13 protein-coding genes are annotated in these 12503 nt (G+C 65.1%); 9 read left to right on the plus strand and 4 right to left on the minus strand.

All coding sequences use genetic code 11. The annotated features are described in order from the left end of the window. Positions 1-31 precede the first annotated feature (31 nt). Together ACOGXD_RS03235 and ACOGXD_RS03240 are read left to right on the plus strand one after the other, a co-directional pair. Positions 32-622 (plus strand): disulfide bond formation protein DsbA, encoded by a 591-nt coding sequence (locus ACOGXD_RS03235; protein WP_419916490.1) that lies wholly within the window; start codon positions 32-34, stop codon positions 620-622. A 25-nt stretch (positions 623-647) separates the two neighbouring features. Then, complete coding sequence (locus ACOGXD_RS03240) at positions 648-1820, plus strand: amidohydrolase family protein (protein ID WP_419916491.1); 1173 nt, start codon at positions 648-650, stop codon at positions 1818-1820. A gap of 1188 nt (positions 1821-3008) precedes the next feature. On the opposite strand, the gene ACOGXD_RS03245 is transcribed toward ACOGXD_RS03240, so the two are convergent. Beyond that, positions 3009-4160 carry an SEC-C domain-containing protein gene (locus ACOGXD_RS03245; RefSeq protein WP_419916492.1) on the minus strand — a complete coding sequence of 384 codons (1152 nt, stop codon included), beginning with the start codon at positions 4158-4160 and terminating at the stop codon, positions 3009-3011. A 733-nt stretch (positions 4161-4893) separates the two neighbouring features. Here ACOGXD_RS03245 and ACOGXD_RS03250 point away from each other — a divergent pair. Together ACOGXD_RS03250 and ACOGXD_RS03255 are read left to right on the plus strand one after the other, a co-directional pair. Further along, positions 4894-6693, plus strand: coding sequence for an RCC1 domain-containing protein (locus ACOGXD_RS03250; RefSeq protein ID WP_419916493.1), 1800 nt, complete (start codon positions 4894-4896; stop codon positions 6691-6693). A 211-nt stretch (positions 6694-6904) separates the two neighbouring features. Further along, positions 6905-7207 (plus strand): hypothetical protein, encoded by a 303-nt coding sequence (locus ACOGXD_RS03255; RefSeq protein ID WP_419916494.1) that lies wholly within the window; start codon positions 6905-6907, stop codon positions 7205-7207. Between the two features lie 144 nt (positions 7208-7351). Here ACOGXD_RS03255 and ACOGXD_RS03260 read toward each other — a convergent pair whose 3' ends face one another. Together ACOGXD_RS03260 and ACOGXD_RS03265 are read right to left on the minus strand one after the other, a co-directional pair. Next, positions 7352-7555, minus strand: coding sequence for a hypothetical protein (locus ACOGXD_RS03260; protein WP_419916495.1), 204 nt, complete (start codon positions 7553-7555; stop codon positions 7352-7354). A gap of 38 nt (positions 7556-7593) precedes the next feature. Beyond that, positions 7594-7884 carry a hypothetical protein gene (locus tag ACOGXD_RS03265; RefSeq protein ID WP_419916496.1) on the minus strand — a complete coding sequence of 97 codons (291 nt, stop codon included), beginning with the start codon at positions 7882-7884 and terminating at the stop codon, positions 7594-7596. 622 nt (positions 7885-8506) lie between these two features. On the opposite strand from ACOGXD_RS03265, the gene ACOGXD_RS03270 reads away from it, so the two are divergent. The 5 genes from ACOGXD_RS03270 to ACOGXD_RS03290 all read left to right on the plus strand — a co-directional run bounded on the left by ACOGXD_RS03270 (position 8507) and on the right by ACOGXD_RS03290 (position 11622). Next, positions 8507-8701 carry a hypothetical protein gene (locus ACOGXD_RS03270; protein WP_419916497.1) on the plus strand — a complete coding sequence of 65 codons (195 nt, stop codon included), beginning with the start codon at positions 8507-8509 and terminating at the stop codon, positions 8699-8701. Positions 8702-8757: 56 nt separating this feature from the next. Further along, positions 8758-9105, plus strand: a complete 348-nt coding sequence (locus ACOGXD_RS03275) for a PIN domain nuclease (RefSeq protein WP_419916498.1) — start codon at positions 8758-8760, stop codon at positions 9103-9105. Positions 9106-9173: 68 nt separating this feature from the next. Continuing rightward, entirely contained in the window at positions 9174-10379 is a 1206-nt protein-coding gene (locus ACOGXD_RS03280; RefSeq protein ID WP_419916499.1) for an LLM class flavin-dependent oxidoreductase, read from the plus strand. Continuing rightward, positions 10376-11179: a hypothetical protein gene (locus ACOGXD_RS03285; protein WP_419916500.1), complete on the plus strand. Its 804-nt coding sequence runs from the start codon at positions 10376-10378 to the stop codon at positions 11177-11179. The genes ACOGXD_RS03280 and ACOGXD_RS03285 overlap by 4 nt, the downstream gene beginning before the upstream one ends. 11 nt (positions 11180-11190) lie before the next feature. Next, complete coding sequence (locus ACOGXD_RS03290) at positions 11191-11622, plus strand: VOC family protein (protein ID WP_419916501.1); 432 nt, start codon at positions 11191-11193, stop codon at positions 11620-11622. Positions 11623-11724: 102 nt separating this feature from the next. Here ACOGXD_RS03290 and ACOGXD_RS03295 read toward each other — a convergent pair whose 3' ends face one another. Continuing rightward, entirely contained in the window at positions 11725-12495 is a 771-nt protein-coding gene (locus ACOGXD_RS03295) for an enoyl-CoA hydratase/isomerase family protein (protein WP_419916502.1), read from the minus strand. Positions 12496-12503 lie beyond the last annotated feature (8 nt).

The raw sequence follows: 12503 nt of genomic DNA on the forward strand, positions 1-12503 counted from the left end.
CTGGGTAGACCCCATCTGACCTTGGTGCTGGGTGACGGCCAGGTGGGTCGTCGATGACGTTGCTTCGGAGCGCAACCTGAAGGTGAAGTGGCAGCCGATCAGCCTGCTCTTCAAGAACGAGCCCCCGACAGACAGCCCCTACTACGACGCCGTCGTGGTGACGCACGGCCAGCTGCGGGTGATGGAATCGATCCGGGCCGCCGAGGGCGACGATGCCGTGTTCGGCGTCTATTGGGACTTCGCCAGCCGCATCCACCACGACGGTGACCGCGACTTCGACATCGCGCAAGCGCTCGAGGCGCTGGGCGTCGACCCCGAACACGCCAAGGCAGCCACGGACAAGAAGTGGGATGCCGAGATCCGCACCCGCATGGACGAGGGCTTGGCGCTCGTGGGCACCGATGTCGGCACGCCGATCATCGCCCTCAACCGCAGCGACGGGGAGCGCGTGGGCATCTTCGGCCCGGTCATCACGCGGGCACCCAAGGGTGAAGACGCCCTGAAGCTGTGGGACGGCATGGTGGCCATGATGGACATCGACGGCTTCTGGGAGCTGAAGAAGACCCGCACCGAGCGGCCCGAGTTCGGCGAGCGCCCGGTCACCTTCCCGCCAGTCGGCTGAGGATCCCTGCAGAGGTTCTAGGTCGATGAGCGGCACGATCCTCGACGATCTCAAGATCATCGATACCGACAGCCACTGGTCGGAGCCATACGACCTGTGGACGTCGCGGGCACCGGCGAAGTACCGCGACCGCGTGCCGCGCATGACCGAACGCGACGGCAAGCGCCGCTGGTGGTTCGATGACTCCATCCCGATCGGGCTGCCGATCGCCTCGTCGGTCGTCGATCCCGATGGTCAGAAGGTCACCGGCACGGTGTTCTTCGACTTCGACAACGAGATGGTGCACCGTGCCAGCTACGACGCCGAGGCTCGGGTTGCCATGCTCGACGAGCTCGGCCTCGATGCGCAGATCATGTACCCGAACGTGGCCGGCTTCGGCAACCAGAACTTCCTGAAGTCGCCCGACGACGCCCTGCGGCTCATCTCGGTGGAGATCTACAACGACGCCCTCGCGGAGTTCCAGGAAGCCAGCGGCCAGCGGGTGTTCGGCATGGCGTTGCTGCCGTGGTGGGATCTCGACGCTGCCGTGCGCGAGATCGAGCGCTGCCACGCCAATGGCCTGCGCGGCATCGTGACCTGCTCCAATCCCGAGGAAGCCGGGTTGCCCGATATGGCGACATCGCACTGGGATCCGGTATGGCAGGTGTGCTCAGACCTCGCGATGCCGGTCAACTTCCACATCGGCTCCTCCAAGGGGAACCTCGACTACTACGGCAAGGCGCCGTGGCCGTCGTTCGGGCCCGAGCGGAGGCTGGCGGTGGGCTCGGCGAACCTGTTCATGGGCAACGCCCGGATTGTCGGCAACATGATCTACTCCGGCGTGCCCGAACGCTTCCCGGACGTGAAGTTCGTCTCGGTCGAGAGCGGAGTGGGCTGGCTGCCCTTCTTCCTCGAAGTGCTCGACCACCAGATGCACGAGACGGCGCCGAACGAGCTGGCCGAACTGTCGATGCTGCCCTCCGACTACTTCCGCCGCCAGTTCTACGGTTGCTTCTGGTTCGAACGCTCAACCGTCCGCCCCACCCTCGAATACGTCGGCGCCCAGTCACTCATGTTCGAGACCGACTTCCCCCACCCCACCTGCCTCTACCCCCGCGACGACCACGATCTGGTCAAAGCGCTCGAAGGAATCCCCCACGACGACGTAGAGCGAATCATGTCCCTCAACGCCGCCGAGCTCTACCGCATCAACATCTGACCCAGTTCAGCCCGGTGATCGGTCGCCGTTCCGACGGCTGCTGACCCTGCTGGGCAGTCTGGGGATAGCCACCGGGTGACGAGGCATTCGTCGCGGAAGCGGCCCAGTTCATACGAGGCTTCCTCGCGCGTCGCGACATATCCGCCTTTACGATCGGACCCCAAGAGGGATCCCGTTCGAGCCAGAAGAGCATTCCTGTGCAGAAGGCAGCAGATCATTACTGACACGGGGGCTACCGCGCGCTACGAGATAGTCAAGACGTACCCCCAGCGCGGGCCGATGCAGCAATACCGATTGACCGCAGCCACGTCGTTCAGGTGCTTTCGCTGCGGTCAGGCCAAGACCTCGAAACTCATGACGGCCTTCCGACAAGACTGGAACCGCCTGCTATGCAACGGGTGCTACGGGCGTCTGCTCTCGCTTCACGACATTCGCGCCGGGTCAGCTGACGATTCAGAACTTGCTGACTGTCTCGCTGACGAGCTGCTGGCGCTTGCATCTGAGGAAGAACGGCGCAGGGCCGGTCAGTTACTTCGAACCCAGATCAGCGGGATCGACCGGCTCACCGAAAGGTCCCAACGGCTGCTTGCAACTTCGGAATTCGTTGCACGACATCTCGCCAACACCACCGACCTGGACTGGTCAGCGGCTGTTGTCGGCATATGCAAGGCAGTGGAGGTCGAGCTCGTGGAGCGTTTGGTCGCACCCTTAGCGACCGAATGTCGTGGCCTCGACCTCGACGAAGACATACACGACAGGGACCTTGGGCGAGTCGCCCGGTTCTGTAGTGGGCGAACACCCACGCCGCCCGAATTGGGCACCATTCGCCACTGTCTCCAAACGGCGAGTTACTCCCAGTCGCGACAGGGCGCGAGCATTCTCCTACGCGCATTGCGCCGGACTCTGAGCCGGTGGCCCGATTCGCCATGGCTGCTCCAACCGGACGGGGCTCTCGCCGGCTTGCAGCAGGTGACGATGCAGTACCGGAACCGTGCGGTGCATACCGACGAACTGCAAGAAGCGGACTTTGATGCCTGCTTTGACTTGGTGCTAGGTGACCGAGGCTTGATGTGGGAACTCGTGCGCGCGACCAAGCCGAGATGACGAATCGACTTGACAACGGAGCATTTGACGGTCCCGGCATAAGGCAACCAAGTAGGCGGTGCGCCGGGTCGTCCAATTGAGCCCTCACCGCGCCGCATGGCAGTGCATGTACTTCCTGCCCGATCGGCATGGACAAGGATCGTCCTCTTGCAGGCAATCCGTAGGGCGGATGCCGCCAGACGTGAGCATTCCATGGCGTTCGAGAACCGACCATCGCACGTCGCTGGGCAGTTGTAGCTTGGCTGCGTCGCCTTCGACCAGCACAAATGTCCGGAAGACGTGGTCACTCTCGGTGCTCATCCGTGCCAACAAGAGTGACACGCCCGGGCCGTGGAGGTCATCTAGTTCTTGATGGCGAGTAGCGGTGTAGCCGAGAGCATGGGCCGCAAATTCCTCGGTACTGCCCCAGTTGGCAGCCTGGTCAAAGAGGAACAGCAGCCGGTGATGCGATGGATGAATCTGACAAACGCCCGAAACAGCATGGCCGACGACATCTGCCTTGTGGACCCCCCGAAGCAGAGCTTGCGCAACTTCGACCCTCAGCGCGACTGGAATCGCATCGATTACCTCGATTGCACGACGCGTGGCATCTGGATCGAGTTCACCGTTTTGTCCCGCTGCTACAGCAATGTCCGAGTCGATCCAATCGTCCAGAGTGGCCATGACCTGCTCTTCCTGTGGCGAGAGGCCCGCAAGCGGCAGTGAGGGGTAACCGCCTTCCCGCCGTACCAACTCGTTGTCGGCCGCAGCGAGATGGGTGTAGCGAACCACCTCCTTCGCCAGCTCAATCTGGCGGGTTTGAGCGTCGATGGCTCGATGCACGTAATCGATGACGCCAGAAGTCGAGCGGACGCGATCGTTGAGCGCGTACCAATCGTCGAGGGTCATGACAATCGTCTCCGGGTCATCGCATGTGGCATCGATCCCCGATGGGCAACCTGGCATGTTGAGCAGCACGACGCCCGGCCATTTCCGTTCGTTATCGACGGACAGCGTGAGTGAGTGGCCGCGCCGTGAGGTCAACTGAAGTTCCGGCGCCGAGGCAAGTGTGCGGCGAGTGCCACGGACTTGGTCGGTCGCCTTGCCGATTTGCTTCCGCGCCCAGGCGGTCTGACGCCCCGCATCGCGAGGCGCGTGTGGGCTTCGCGCCTTGGTCTGGAGAATCAAGCCTCGCCCCAGTGAGATAAGGAGGCCGTCCGAAACCTCGCGGCTGGATCTGCCCTTGGGCACAGTCACTGGCCCGTATACGAAGTCCGGTACGCCCAGATGGGCCGCGTACCGGCGGGCTGCTTCCTCGCTCGCTGCTCCCCAGTCTGTAGTCATCGCGTCGCGGAGCCCGGCCGCTCAGCTAGCTGCGACATCTCTTGGCAGCAATCTGGACGTTGCTGTTCCGTCGAGCTACCGCTGGCGGCTGGGACAACCCGGACCCGAACTCTCAACCCCCATCGCGACCCTCAGTCCTGTTCATACAATGCTCGCACGCAATTCACCCCGTTTGCCAGCTTGGCGAGCACGGGCTCGATCCAGCCGGCAGTTGCGGAGCCTCGACACAACACACGCCGATCGATGGTTTACAGGGCGCGAAGCCGGCGAAGCAATGAGTCAGGCCCATACCAGTTGGAGACACATCTCCCAGTCTGAGTGAGAAGCACCGGAATATGGCGGCTACCAGCAGATTTCCTCGACGCCCCTCGGACGAGCGAACTCGCTCGCGATGCCGAACCGCCTGGGCTGGCCTTTCGCTGCCTATACATGGCTTCTCTTCCAGGGTCATCGACGCAAGCCGCAGGGACGAAGCCGCCCTCAGCTTCCATGCCAATGCCGAATGGCAGAAGGACGACACTCAATTCGGCATTGAATCGGGGGCAACGCGGTCACGTCGCTGGAGTCCATCGCCGGCTGTCTGCGCTCAACCCGGTCCGACCGACGACCTGTCCGGGCCTCTCAGAGTCGCTGAGCGACCGGTTCGATGACATGGGGGCGCCGGTGGGCTCTGACTGTACTGTCACTGTGCTTGTTGGCGGGCTGTTCCGAAGATGCCGCGGTGCCGCGGCTCGGCGAGTCGGCCATAACTTCTGAGCGCGCAGAGGGATCTGAGCGTGGGGAGTCGCTCCGTGGTGCTGGCGGGCCGTCATCGGCTGGTGGATTCACTTCAGTTGCGGCAGGGGCAGGCCATTGGTGCGGATTACACAGCGATGGCTCGATTCGCTGCTGGGGCCACAATTATTCTGGGCAGGCGTCGCCACCCAGCGGCCAGTTCACCGCCGTCGACGCATACAGGGACGCCACGTGCGGGTTACGCACCGATGGCACTGTCGAGTGTTGGGGCCGCGACAGTCACGGCCTCAATGGCAGTGAGCCGGCTTCGCCGCCTAGCGACCTGTTCGTCTCGATTGATGTCGGCGGTGCTGTCTGCGGGGTGCGCATCGATGACACAGTCCGGTGCTGGGGTGCTGAAGCCCGGGACGATGCGTCGCCGCCCCGCGGTGTGTTCTCTTCGGTCACTTCTGGTGGCCTCCATTGGTGTGGCCTGCGTACTGGGGGTCAAGTCGAGTGCTGGGGATCCGAGATGTTCGGTGCCGTAGAAGCGCCTCGGGGTGAATTTTCGGCGGTGTCGGCTGGATGGCATCGAACCTGCGGATTGCGCCCGAGCGGTGCTGTCGAATGTTGGGGCCGGGACGACTACGGATACACCTCTCCGCCCAGCGGCCAGTTCGCCTCAGTCTCCGCTGGTGACAGCCATGCGTGCGGGCTGCGCACTGACAGTGCGATCCAGTGTTGGGGAGACAACGACGCGGGGCAGGCATCACCTCCCGACGGCAAGTTCACCGCAGTGTCCGCCGGAGGCGGACTCTCGTGCGGGTTGCGTACCGGCGGTCACATCGAGTGTTGGGGCGACAACCGCGCTGGCCTGCCATCTCCGCCAAGTCGCGTCCGATTTGTCTCAATTGATGCCGGGTGGGATCACTCGTGCGGGTTGAGCACCGAAGGTGCCGTCCTGTGCTGGGGGGATGACTTCGACGGGCAGGCGTCGCCTCCGGGTGGCGAATTCGCTGCAGTCTCGGCTGGGAGTTCAAGCTCATGCGGCCTGCGCGCTGATGGTGCGGTTGAGTGCTGGGGAGATTCCCACGGGCAGGAGCGACTGCCGGGCGGCGTGTTCGCAGCAGTCTCAGTTGGTACCGCAGACTCTTGCGGCCTCCGAGCGAATGGTGCGGTTGAGTGCTGGGAGGGTGGCCCCTACCGTCACGGGCTAGAGCCGCGGCCGGGCACCGTGTTCGCGGCGGTCTCAGCAGGGTTCTTTCATTCGTGTGGCCTGCGCGCCGACGGAACTCTTGAATGCTGGGGCACGGATACAGATGGCGGCGCGTCGCCGCCTGGCGGTGGGTTCGCCGCAGTCTCCGCTGGCGCCGATTACACGTGCGGGCTACGCGCCAGTGGCACCATCGAGTGCTGGGGCAGCAACGATCGCGGGCAGGCGTCGCCGCCTGATGGTGCGTACGTGGACGTCACGACTGGCAATTACCACGCGTGTGCGCTGCGAGCCGACGGGGCGATTCGATGCTGGGGCAGCAACGATCGCGGGCAGGCGTCGCCGCCCAGCGGCGTATTCGCATCCGTCGCTGCGGGCGGCTATCACTCGTGTGGCATACGTCGTGACGGCACTGCCCAGTGCTGGGGTTCAGACAGAAGCGGACAGGCTTCGCCTCCCAGCGACGAGCCCAGTCCCACCAACTGGGCCGAGCCAGCCGCACCTTCAACGGCCCGCTAGATGTGCTGCTGACGTAGGGCGGGATCCCCCAGTGCCTGCTCAAGAGCCAAAGAGGTTCACCGCGCATTGCCGAGGACACACATTCCATCCTCAGGGCGGCATCATGGAGCGCACCGGAACGGCTAGCCAGCGTTGACAGGGACCGATTCGACGCCCAAGAGTCCCGCACCAGACTGGAGCGGCCCACCGAGGAGAAGCAGAAGGACGCGCCGTGAGTGAGAGATACAACCCCATTGCCCGACTACTCGACGCGGGCACATACGGCCAGCCGATCTCGCTCAGCGAAGAAGAGACGGCCGTCATCGTCGAACACCTCGGCGGCGCGCTGGGCGTGGCAGCAGACCAGATCGAAGCCGCCTACGAACTCTGCGACGACCTGAACCGCGCGCGACAGCGCGAAGAGGAGCGGCAAAGGCGCCAAGAGGTGCAAGTAGTGCAAGAGGCGCAACAGCGAATGCGGCGGCGCCGAACCGAGCGAATGCACTCTTCCGAGTCAGAGCAGGCCTATGACTGACCGATGAACATCATCAAGCCCAGCTACGAAAGAGCCGAGTGCCAAGGCCGGCTCATGCGGAGACGATGGCGAGTCCTTCGCGTTCGGCTGCTTCGGTGAGGCGTTGGTCCAGGCTCACAGACTGCAGGTCCTAGGCCGATGGGGTCAGGCTGTGGTTGTGTCTGCGATGTTCTCCGACACGATGACGATCTCGGATTCTGCGCCGGCTAGGTCGGCGGCCTCTCGAATCATGGCCTCGAGTTCAGCGAGCGTGGCGGCATTGGCGAAGTAGGCGCACTCGCCGATGTCGCCCTCGGCCAGCCAGTCCTCGCTGCCATCGCCCTCTCTGACGATAACGACCTGTGCCATGTCATGCCCTCCGTCGGGTGCGCAACCGGCTGCGAGCGCTAGGCGAGCGCGTGATCTGTCGGTGCGGCGGGTATGGCGTCCATGCTGTCGCGGACATCGACGACTCGCAGTCCGGAAACCGCACTCACGTCTCGAATTGCCTGCTGGATGGCATCCCAGCGAGTCGGGGCTTCGCGGTCGAACTCGACAGTGCGGTGACCGATGCTGGTATCGGTGCAACCCGCCTCGTAGAGCGTTTCGAGATTGTCGTGGTCGAACAGGTCAAGCCCATCGGTGACCAGCACAACGTGATGGACCGGGCTGCGTTCCGTCGAGAGTCGCTGCGTCATGGCCCCTCGCCGATTCTCTGGCACCGCCGGATGCGCTCTCGCGCCTTACGCGCCTCATTGGCACCGCTTCGAGGCGCGCCGAGCACCGACACAACGCAGCCAGATTACCTACGCGGAGACGATGGCGAGTCTTTCGCGTTCGGCGGCTACCGCACCACGTCGGCGCTGCGCGCTGAGTCTGTACCGTGAGCGGCAGATCAGTCGTCGTCTTCGATGTCTGAGGGACCTCTGAGCCTGAGTGGCCTATATTGAGCGTGCCCCCGGTGCTATTCCGGTGGGAAGACGTAAGTCCCGGAGTGCCAGGCCGAGGACTTGCCGCAAGGCAAGTCGACTAGGACGGGAGCCGGGGCTTTCGCATGTCTGGTCAGCCGTTGGTCACTTCGATGATCCCCGCGGCAGCGAGTCGATCGAGCTCTACGGCGTGCCGCTTCACGGAACATCGGGCGAAAGTACAAAGGCGGGCCGCCCCAACACGAGCCGTTTTCAAGGACCGGCGGGATCAGGCTGTGACCGTGTCGGCGACGGCCTCCGACATGATGACGATCTCGGGCTCCTCGCCGGCCCAACGCGCGGGCACACTGATCGGGTATATATCCATTTGGCAATGTATATACTCCGAGTCATGGGAAAGCACCTGATCGACCTCGATGAGGAGATCCTCTCAGCGGCCCGCACCGAACTGGGCACCGACACCATCAAGGCCACGGTCAACACTGCGCTGCGTGCTGCATGCGCCGCTCGGGGCGAGCGGGTCGCGGCGGCGCTTGACACTCTTGCAAGTTTCGAGTTTGACGACCGTGAGCGCGCGTGGCGCTAACGCACCTGCTTGACACCAGTGCGCTGACCAGGCTGTCCCATGATGCGGTTCGTGCTGTGGCCGAGCCGCTGGTCGTCGCCGGACATGCAGCACGTGCAGGCATCAGCGACCTCGAGATCGGCTTCTCAGCCCGCAACATCGACGAATGGGAGACCCTGGCGAGCGGCGTCGGCGAGCTGCACTTGATCGAGACATCGGCCGAACACATGCGTCGAGCACGCCAGACGCAGCGCCTGCTCGCAGAACGCGGGCTGCGAGGGCGACCGATCCCAGACCTGCTGATCGCAGCCGCCGCGGAGATCGAGCATCTCACTGTGCTGCACTACGACGCTGATTTCGACCTCATCGCGTCAGTGACTGGCCAACAATGCGAGTGGATCGTCCCACGAGGATCCATCGACTGAACAGGACCCTCTTCGTTCGGTGTCGCCTCGACCGTCATCGTTGGGCGGCGCCGCGATAGAACGTGGCGATGAAGTTCGGGATCTTCTACGAGCTGTCGGTGCCGCGGCCATTCAGCCGAGCCAACGAGTGGCTGACGTACCACAACGCGCTCGAGCAGTGCCGGGTGGCCGACGAGCTGGGGTTCGACCACGTCTGGGCGGTGGAGCATCACTTCCTCGAGGAGTATTCGCACTGCCCCGCGCCCGAGGTGTTCCTGACGGCCGTCGCCGCGCAGACCCAACGCATCCGGGTGGGCCACGGTGCGGTGGTGTGCGTGCCCGAGATGAACAACCCGATCCGGGTTGCCGAGCGGGCGGCCGCGCTCGACATCATCTCGAATGGCCGCCTGGAGCTGGGCACAGCTAGGTCGAGCACGTGGACCGAGCTCGGCGGATTCTGCGCCGATCCCGACGACACGAAGAAGACGTGGGACGAGTTCTGTCGGGTGATCCCGCAGATGTGGACCGACGATGACTTCGGCTGGGAAGGCGCCCGTTTCGAGATGCCCGCCCGCAACGTCATCCCCAAGCCGTTCCAGGAGCCGCACCCGCCGATGTGGGTGACGGTGACCACGCCGGGCACCGAGCTGGACGCTGCCGAGCGAGGGCTGGGCTGCCTGGGGGTGAGCGCCGCTCCGTTTGCCGAGCAGGAACGCCGTACGAAGGAGTACTACCGCCGCGTGGCGAATTGCGATCCGGTGGGCAGCTTCGTGAATGACCAGGTCCACACGCTCAACTTCTTGTACTGCCACGAGGACTATCGCCAAGCAGCGGCGCTGGGCCTGCCGATGGTGGGCGCATTCAGCATGTCGAACGCGCACCTGTACTTCACCCGCGAGGCGTACCCGACGCGGGCGTACCAGACACTGGGCAATGCCGGTGCCGCGCTTCGCAGCCGCGGGACCCCGAATGGAAGCGCACCCGCTGACGACCCGAGCGTGGCCAAGGGCTTGCCCGAAGGCGTCGGCATCGGCGACCCCGACCATCTCGTGCGGACTATCCGCAAGTGGGACGACGTCGGCGTGACCGGCATCAACTTCCTGCTCAATGCCATGGAGATGATCCCCCAGGAGCAGGTGCTCGACAGCCTGCGGCTGTTCGCAACCGAGGTCATCCCGCAGTTCCAGACTCCGGCCGAGCGGGCTGCGCGCGTGGAGGCACCGACCACCGTTCCCGACGTCGGCGCATCTGGCTCACCTGCACCCTCGACGATGCCTGCCGGAGCGAACCGATGATCTCGGGAACGGCTTCGGTCGACGAGTTGGCCGGCGGCGCTCCCGAGATCACTGCTTTCGGCACGGAAGCGGTGCGGCTGGGCGGGGTGACAGGCCTGTCGCTGGTCGCCGAGCTGCGGCGCCCGGCACGGGAAGCAGTGCTGCCGCCGGGATTGCACCCGATCGTGCCGCCTGCAATGTCGCTGCAGGCGTGGGACGTGACCGAAAGCCCATGGGGGGCGTTCAGCGCAGCGTTCGTCCGCGTGGTGTGCCGCAGCGGCGCCCGGGCCCGGACGTTCTGCACCGGCGCAGCCGCTTCCACGGCGAGCGCCGTCCAGGGCCTGCAGACCCAGTTCGGCTTTCCGGCCCGTCACGCCGATGTCTCGCTGCGACGGCACTACGACGAGGTCGGCCTGCGGGTGTCAGCGGAATCCAACATCGGCGGGGGCGGCAGCGACGGCAGGGGTAAGGGGCACGACGGCGGGGGCGGCAGGGGCAACGGGGTGATGCTGTCGGTCAGCGCCCTCGACCCCGATCCGCTGTCGGTGGGCGATCTCCAGCACGTCGGCTCGATGAACCTGGCGCACACGCCGCTGGGACTCCGTCTCGTTCAGGTCGAGACGCATCACGAGCCGTCGCGTGTCGAGCGGTTGGCGGCCCGTATCGAGGCGTTCGATGCGGCCGCTTGGGGGCAGCCGCTGCTGGATCCGTACTGGGTGGTGAGCTGCTCGGTGTCGCTGGAGGATGTCGAGATTCCTGCCATCCGCTTTGTCTGCGATCCCGCGTTGCCCGCCGCAGAGGGCACCGAACGGGTGCAGTAGTTTCCGCTGTCATGAGCGAATCGGCCGCTGCGACGTCTGACGGGACGACAGGCGACGACGCCGAAGCTGGTCCGCAGCTGCGGGCTGTCGGGGTGACGATCGACTGCACCGACCCGGAGCGCATCGCCGACTTCTGGCAAGCCGCCATCGGCTTCAACACGCGGGTCGGCAACGGGCGTCCCTACATCACGCTGTCGGAAGCCGGCGGCGGCCGGATGCTGAACCACCTGACCATCCAGCGCGTGCCCGAGGCCAAGACGGCCAAGCTGCGTGCGCATCTGGATCTGTTCACCGGTGAAATGGATACCGAAGTCGCTCGGCTGGTGGCGCTCGGTGCAACTGTTCTCGTTCCCGCAGCCGCCGAGGTCGCCGGCCACCTCGGGTTCCGGGCCACCGTCATGGCCGACCCCGAAGGCTCGGAGTTCTGCGTCGTCTCCCGCTGACAGGCCGCCCGAACGAGTGCGCCCGCTGCGGAGGCGGCAGCACCCTCTGCTCCAGCGATCCAGCAGGTCGCAACGTCGCAGAGTTTCCTGCCGCCTCCGCAGCTATGGCGCCTGTATCTCGCCAGCAGCGACGAGGTGGGCCCAGCGGCGCTCGACGGCCAAGCCGTCGCTGAGCGGGAGGTCGTTTGCGGCGCGTTGGCAGCGGCGCAGCGCCCGCGCCACTGGCTGATCGATACGAGCGAGCTGGCCTGCGAGCTCCACGGTGCGACTCTCGAGATCATCGGTCGGCACGACCTCACAGACGATGCCGAGCCGGTGAGCTTCGGCTGCGTCGATGTTGACGCCGCTGAGCACCAGCGGCAGGGCTGCCACAGGTCCGATGGCTGCGGTGAGGCTCTGCGTGCCGCCCGCTGCGGGCAGCATGCCGAGCTTGGTTTCTGGCAGGCCCATCACCGAGTCCTCGCTCGCGATGCGCAGATCGCACAGCAGCGACATCTCCAGGCCCGAGCCGAGCGCGTAACCGTGCAGCGCGCACAGGGTGGGCACCGGCAGGTTCACCAGCGGCAGCCACGGATCGCGGTCCCAGCGGATCCGCCGGGCGTCGAAGATCGAATCGGCCGTGCCGAACTCGGACAGGTCGGCGCCGGCGCTGAAGTGCTTGCCATCGGCGGCGAGCACCACGCAGCGCACGTCGGGCACGTCGCGGACAGCCGTGATCGCCTCGATGAGCCCGTCGCGCATATCCAAGTCGTAGATGTTGAGCGGCGGGTGGCACAGCGTGATCGTGGCCACGCCGTCATGGCCGAACACCAGCCGTACTCGCTCAGCCATGCCGATCACCACCGGAGCCGGTAACGAGTGGTTCGCAGACATTCGATCCG

Origin of the sequence: Candidatus Poriferisodalis sp., from assembly GCF_965204125.1 — a bacterium.
Classification (GTDB): Bacteria; Actinomycetota; Acidimicrobiia; order Acidimicrobiales; family Poriferisodalaceae; genus Poriferisodalis.

What these genes read in the sequence shown, in the direction of transcription:
- ACOGXD_RS03290 (WP_419916501.1), top strand. Translation starts at nt 11,191, where the DNA reads ATGAGCGAATCGGCCGCTGCGACGTCTGACGGGACGACAGGCGACGAC.
- ACOGXD_RS03250 (WP_419916493.1), top strand. Translation starts at nt 4,894, where the DNA reads ATGACATGGGGGCGCCGGTGGGCTCTGACTGTACTGTCACTGTGCTTG.
- ACOGXD_RS03285 (WP_419916500.1), top strand. Translation starts at nt 10,376, where the DNA reads ATGATCTCGGGAACGGCTTCGGTCGACGAGTTGGCCGGCGGCGCTCCC.
- ACOGXD_RS03295 (WP_419916502.1), bottom strand. Translation starts at nt 12,495, where the DNA reads ATGTCTGCGAACCACTCGTTACCGGCTCCGGTGGTGATCGGCATGGCT.
- ACOGXD_RS03280 (WP_419916499.1), top strand. Translation starts at nt 9,174, where the DNA reads ATGAAGTTCGGGATCTTCTACGAGCTGTCGGTGCCGCGGCCATTCAGC.
- ACOGXD_RS03270 (WP_419916497.1), top strand. Translation starts at nt 8,507, where the DNA reads ATGGGAAAGCACCTGATCGACCTCGATGAGGAGATCCTCTCAGCGGCC.
- ACOGXD_RS03240 (WP_419916491.1), top strand. Translation starts at nt 648, where the DNA reads ATGAGCGGCACGATCCTCGACGATCTCAAGATCATCGATACCGACAGC.
- ACOGXD_RS03265 (WP_419916496.1), bottom strand. Translation starts at nt 7,884, where the DNA reads ATGACGCAGCGACTCTCGACGGAACGCAGCCCGGTCCATCACGTTGTG.
- ACOGXD_RS03260 (WP_419916495.1), bottom strand. Translation starts at nt 7,555, where the DNA reads ATGGCACAGGTCGTTATCGTCAGAGAGGGCGATGGCAGCGAGGACTGG.